7 protein-coding genes and 2 pseudogenes are annotated in these 4942 nt (G+C 42.3%); 5 read left to right on the top strand and 4 right to left on the bottom strand.

The genetic code is table 11. The features are described from left to right. Nucleotides 1–97 (bottom strand): annotated as a pseudogene (locus EWV84_RS05730) (RNA-guided endonuclease InsQ/TnpB family protein); the annotation flags it as partial. Nucleotides 98–384: 287 nt separating this feature from the next. Here EWV84_RS05730 and dapB point away from each other — a divergent pair. The 5 genes from dapB (at nucleotide 385) to EWV84_RS05705 (ending at nucleotide 3127) form a co-directional block, all read left to right on the top strand. After that, a complete protein-coding gene (dapB, locus tag EWV84_RS05725) occupies nucleotides 385–1245 on the top strand; it encodes a 4-hydroxy-tetrahydrodipicolinate reductase (protein ID WP_287077062.1) in 861 nt (286 codons plus the stop codon). Nucleotides 1246–1600: 355 nt separating this feature from the next. Continuing rightward, nucleotides 1601–1798: a nucleotidyltransferase domain-containing protein gene (locus EWV84_RS05720; protein ID WP_287077060.1), complete on the top strand. Its 198-nt coding sequence runs from the start codon at nucleotides 1601–1603 to the stop codon at nucleotides 1796–1798. After that, nucleotides 1780–2250: a ribonuclease toxin HepT-like protein gene (locus tag EWV84_RS05715; protein WP_287077058.1), complete on the top strand. Its 471-nt coding sequence runs from the start codon at nucleotides 1780–1782 to the stop codon at nucleotides 2248–2250. The genes EWV84_RS05720 and EWV84_RS05715 overlap by 19 nt, the downstream gene beginning before the upstream one ends. A gap of 27 nt (nucleotides 2251–2277) precedes the next feature. Beyond that, nucleotides 2278–2649, top strand: a complete 372-nt coding sequence (locus EWV84_RS05710; RefSeq protein ID WP_286824405.1) for a nucleotidyltransferase family protein — start codon at nucleotides 2278–2280, stop codon at nucleotides 2647–2649. After that, nucleotides 2627–3127 carry a ribonuclease toxin HepT-like protein gene (locus tag EWV84_RS05705; protein WP_286824406.1) on the top strand — a complete coding sequence of 167 codons (501 nt, stop codon included), beginning with the start codon at nucleotides 2627–2629 and terminating at the stop codon, nucleotides 3125–3127. Before EWV84_RS05710 ends, EWV84_RS05705 begins: the two co-directional genes overlap by 23 nt. Before the next feature lie 170 nt (nucleotides 3128–3297). On the opposite strand, the gene plsY is transcribed toward EWV84_RS05705, so the two are convergent. The 3 genes and pseudogenes from plsY to EWV84_RS05690 all read right to left on the bottom strand — a co-directional run. Then, nucleotides 3298–3954 carry a glycerol-3-phosphate 1-O-acyltransferase PlsY gene (plsY, locus tag EWV84_RS05700; protein ID WP_416361029.1) on the bottom strand — a complete coding sequence of 219 codons (657 nt, stop codon included), beginning with the start codon at nucleotides 3952–3954 and terminating at the stop codon, nucleotides 3298–3300. A 69-nt stretch (nucleotides 3955–4023) separates the two neighbouring features. Beyond that, nucleotides 4024–4470: pseudogene (locus EWV84_RS05695) on the bottom strand (SDR family oxidoreductase); the annotation flags it as partial. A 43-nt stretch (nucleotides 4471–4513) separates the two neighbouring features. Further along, nucleotides 4514–4942: RNA-guided endonuclease TnpB family protein (locus EWV84_RS05690; RefSeq protein ID WP_287077056.1), on the bottom strand; the 429-nt coding region annotated here is incomplete at its 5' end.

The raw sequence follows: 4942 nt of genomic DNA, 5'->3' as shown, positions 1-4942 counted from the left end.
CACATTTGTTACGGATGAATTGAGCAGTACGAATAGCATCGTCTATGGCTTGATACTGTTGAGTTTTAGCTTTAACTTTAAACTCTAAGACAAACATTTTACGCAGGGGGTACTTAGACTAAATCAGTATAGCACAATAAAAGTTAAGTTAACAAGCTATAGTTTAAAAAGCCGTCCTAAAAGGACGGGGCTTTAACCCAAAATTTCGGTAAGCTTTTTGAGCATTGAGGTTCAAATTGTTGGCAAAAATAATCGACATGACAGAATAAAGCATCTATACTAACCCTAGGGCAAGGTGGCTGAATGGTTTTCTGTTTTTCAGCATATCACTTCTCCCTTTTCTTATCCCGAACTCAGGTTATATACTAAGGAGAATAATTAACCATGACCGAAAATAGAGGCCCGATTCCCGTAGTTGTCAACGGTGCAGCCGGTAAAATGGGACGGGAAGTCATTAAAGCCGTTGCTCGTGCCGACGATATGATCTTAGTGGGTGCAGTGGATCGAAATCCCGCTTTTCGAGGTCAAGATGTGGGGGAAGTGGCCGGTTGTGAACCCCTAGAAGTGCCGATACTCGACGATTTGCAGAGTGTTTTAGTCCTGGCAACTCAGGAAAAAGTGCAAGGGGTGATGGTGGATTTTACCCATCCCGACGGTGTTTATGACAATACCCGCAGTGCGATCGCCTATGGAGTGCGTCCCGTGGTGGGAACTACGGGATTATCGGCGGCACAACTGCAAGATTTAACCGAATTTGCCGAAAAAGCCAGCACAGGCTGTTTAGTTATCCCCAATTTTTCCATTGGCATGGTTTTACTACAACAGGCTGCCCTGCAAGCATCCCGCTACTTTGATCATCTGGAAATTATCGAACTGCATCACAATCAAAAAGCAGACGCACCCAGTGGAACGGCGCTCAAAACCGCCCAATTACTGGCAGAATTAGGTAAAACCTTTAATGCTGCCCAAGTTTCCGAAAAAGAAACTATCCCCGGCGCTAGAGGCGGTTTAACTGCTGAGAACATCCGTATTCATAGCGTGCGTCTACCCGGTTTAATTGCTCACCAAGAAGTCATTTTCGGTTCCCCCGGAGAAATCTATACCCTTCGTCATGATACCAGCGATCGCTCCTGTTATATGCCGGGGGTTCTCCTCTCTATCCGCAAAGTTACTCAGCTGCAATCCCTCGTCTACGGTTTAGAAAAAAACCTTTTGGAACTTAAAAAGTACTGGATATGGCAGTGATCGGGGGGAAATTTAGGCACTTTTTCCCTGAAAATTAGGTAATTGGCCACCTCAAAACTGGTAAAACCCCACACCCCACACACCACACCCTACCCCCACCGAAAAACTTTTTGCCGCAAACCCTAGGTAGTGATTTTATTGTAGTGGTGATAGCTCAAACCTTTGCTAATTGGGCATTGTCGTCATCAATAAAGTACCAAACAGTTCGGCACCCCCCTGATCAAGGGGAGTAGGGGGGAAAGAAAGAGATATTCAACGGGAACAGGAAAGACAAACCCTGCGGGCAAAAACTCAACAATGGCTTCATGAAAATGCTGTAAAATACGGAATTAATCGAGCTTATATCTTTGGCTTCGTGACTCGTCCCTATAAATTTCACCCCGGTTCTGATGTGGCTATTGCCGTCGAAAATATCAATCCCGAATTGCACTTTGATGCTATTAGTATTCTTTCCTATTATCTGGGGAGAGAGGTAGATATTATTCTGCTGAAAAACTGTCATTTTGCCCACCGAATTCGGGAAGAAGGAATTTTATGGACAACCGACAACTAATTCTGTTGAAAGCTGATATAAATGCTCAATTACAGCTAATCAAAGCGATCGATGATAAAGTTGCTGTTAGAGCCGAAGGTGTTAATCCCGATGATGTCATTCGCCTAGAAAGCATTGCTTATCAAATCCATAATTTATACAGTGCCACTGAGGATTTACTTAAAATAGTGGCGGCCTGTTTTGAAAATCATATTGCCGATACCCAGCAATGGCATACAGCCTTATTAAACAGAATGACTGTCCCTATCCCCAGAATTTGTCCTGCTTTTATTTCTTCAGAAACCGCTGCTTTGTTAAATGGTTTACGAGGATTTTGGCACTTTTTTCACCATGCCTACGGCACGAATATTGATTATGAACAATTGAAAATTAATTTAGACAGGGCAAGAAAAATCAACAGCAACTTAGAGAAAGATATTGAAATTTTCTTTCAACAATGGGCAGAAAATTAAGCTAAATACCTCGCTATTATAATTATTATGTCGGTCAATAATCCCTATCTTGAATATTGGCAAAAACGCCAAAAAGAACAGCAGGAATATAATCAAAAATTGGCTCAAGAGGCGAGGAAAAATCTGCCGCCAGTTATTGATTATCTAAAAAAAAATTTCCCAATTACAAAAATTATCCTGTTTGGTTCTTTAGTTAAAGGTAAATTTCAGGAAACTTCTGATATTGATCTAGCAGTGGCTGGCATACCTCCAGAAAGTTTTTTTCAAGCTTTAGGAAAAGTTAATTTAATTAGCGATCGCTGGATTGATTTAAAGCCTATAGAAGACTTAGAACCTCATTTTCTTAAAAGAGTTTTGCAAACAGGAGAATGTCTTTATGCGTCCGATGAGTGCCAGTGAATTACAAGAAATCGCTCTTGATATTGCCACTGAAGTTAATAGATTAAATCGGCTAGAAAGCCAAATGCGTTTAGTTCAAGCGGAAATGCTAACCAACCCAGCACTAGCCGATATTTGTGCCGAAAGTTTAGCCCTAAAACTCCATAACTTTTATACAGGATGTGAACGAATTTTTCAAATTATCGCTTCTGAGTTAAATGGTGGCTTACCATCTAGTTATGACTGGCATAGAAGGCTATTAAATCGTATGAGCAAACCTCAAGATTATCGTCCTGCTGTATTACGAGAAGATACAGTGTATAAACTTAATGAATACCTAAGCTTTCGGCACGTTGTTCGCAATATCTACGGTTTTGAATTGGAAAAACAAAAACTAGAAAATCTGGTTAATAACTATTATAATACATGGCTACAAGTCCAAGAAGATATTAATTGTTTTATCCTTTGGTTAAAAACCACAGCAGACAGTCTTAATTAGGGTCTGCTGAAAAAGTTTTTCCTGGGGGCAGGGTGTGGGGTTTTACCAATTTTCAGGAAAAAAGTAGCTGAATTTTCCTCCCAATCACTCCAAGGGTCGGCACTTTTTGGGGTAAAAAAGTCTAAAAGTCTTACCCCACAAGGTTTTTATGCTTATTCAGCCCGCCCTATTTAACTTACTTCCGATGATTGCTGTACTTTCTGACCTATTTTTGGTTCCGTCCCTGCCAACAATCTTTTAATATTACCCTGATGACGAACAATCACATAGATTCCCCCTATCAAACTAAATAAAATATAGGGGAGAGGTTGACCCAAAACAACCATTAAAATATTCACCACCAGCGCCCCGATAATCGAACCTAAAGAAACAATCCGGAAAAGTGCCAGAATAACCAAAAAACTCGCCAAAGTTCCGCAAGCCACTAGGGGATTCATCACTAATAAAACCCCTAAACTGGTGGCGACGGATTTACCACCACTAAAATTCAAGAAAATCGATTTACTATGACCGATGACTGCACCCAATCCCGCCCCAATAATTAACCAGTAATACCAACTTTCTGGGAGAGGATTGACATCCATAAAATATAGCCCTCGTACCAGGGCTACCGCCGCCATTCCTTTTAACATATCAATTAATAACACCGTCGCCCCGGCAGATTTTCCCAGAGTTCTTAGCACATTGGTAGCCCCAGTGGAACCGGAACCATAGTCACGAATATCGATACCTTTGCTGTATTTACCGATTAAATAACCCGTGGGAATCGAACCGAGCAGATAGGATAAAAGTAAGACAGTAAGACTGATAAGAATCGGAATAAGCATAAATTAACCCCAATTTTTAGCGAGAGCGAGCGCCGTTATCAGTGTATCAGCCTGAAGACAAAAAACCACTCACAGGGAACCATAGACGGGAATTGCCGCCCCGCGCAAGTCCTTCGCCCCTTCCCCCGCCAGAAAACAGATCACCTCGGCTAGAGATTGGGGACTTACCCAGTCCTTAGCATTTGCCTCTCCCATCGCTTCCCGGTTGCCCGGAGTATCGATAATACTGGGCAAAACCACGTTAGCGGTAATATTAGTCTGTTTGGTTTCTTCTGCGATCGCTTGGGTTAAAGCCACTACCGCCGCTTTCGAGGCACAATAGGCGGCCAAATTCGCCCCCGGTTGTACGGCACCACGAGAACCGATAGTAACGATACGACCATAATTATGAAGTTTCATCGAGCGTAAACAGTGTTTACACAGTAAAAAAGTGCTATGGAGGTTTAAATCGAACATTTTTAGCCAATCTTCATAGCTAAACTCCTCCGTCGCCCCCATGGTAAAACCCCCGACTAGTTGACATCCTCACCGCCGTAAAACGGACGGTGATTCCCAAACCTCACGATTTAGGTTTCTGCTTCTTTCCCTTGCGGGGTTCCGCACCTGCCGCCCCAGTTTTACTCTGTGAAGGTCTTATGGTCGCTCTACAGACTGACACCGCAAGTCCTGCGGCCAAAATGTTTTTACTAGCGTTAATATCTCGGTCATGGTGTGTCCCACAGCTTGGACAATCCCACTCTCGAACATTTAACGGCATTTTCTCAGCAATATACCCACAATTACTACACCGCTTAGAACTAGGAAACCATCTATCTATTTCGATGTAATTTCTCCCATACCAACGGCATTTATAGGCTAATTGTCGAGTGATTTCTCCCCAACTAACGTCAGATATTGCCTGAGATAATTTCGGGTTTTTGACCAGATTCTTGATGGCTAAATTCTCAACCACAATCGTTTGGTTTTCACGAACTAATTGAGTGGTTAG

The organism is Microcystis sp. M_QC_C_20170808_M3Col, assembly GCF_007095505.1.
In the GTDB taxonomy this organism is placed as follows: domain Bacteria; phylum Cyanobacteriota; class Cyanobacteriia; order Cyanobacteriales; family Microcystaceae; genus Microcystis.
Note: the sequence above shows the minus strand (reverse complement) of the source record. Positions and strands in the feature narration are given on the sequence as shown.

What these genes read in the sequence shown, in the direction of transcription:
- dapB (WP_287077062.1), top strand. Translation starts at nt 385, where the DNA reads ATGACCGAAAATAGAGGCCCGATTCCCGTAGTTGTCAACGGTGCAGCC.
- EWV84_RS05715 (WP_287077058.1), top strand. Translation starts at nt 1,780, where the DNA reads ATGGACAACCGACAACTAATTCTGTTGAAAGCTGATATAAATGCTCAA.
- EWV84_RS05710 (WP_286824405.1), top strand. Translation starts at nt 2,278, where the DNA reads ATGTCGGTCAATAATCCCTATCTTGAATATTGGCAAAAACGCCAAAAA.
- EWV84_RS05705 (WP_286824406.1), top strand. Translation starts at nt 2,627, where the DNA reads ATGCGTCCGATGAGTGCCAGTGAATTACAAGAAATCGCTCTTGATATT.
- plsY (WP_416361029.1), bottom strand. Translation starts at nt 3,954, where the DNA reads ATGCTTATTCCGATTCTTATCAGTCTTACTGTCTTACTTTTATCCTAT.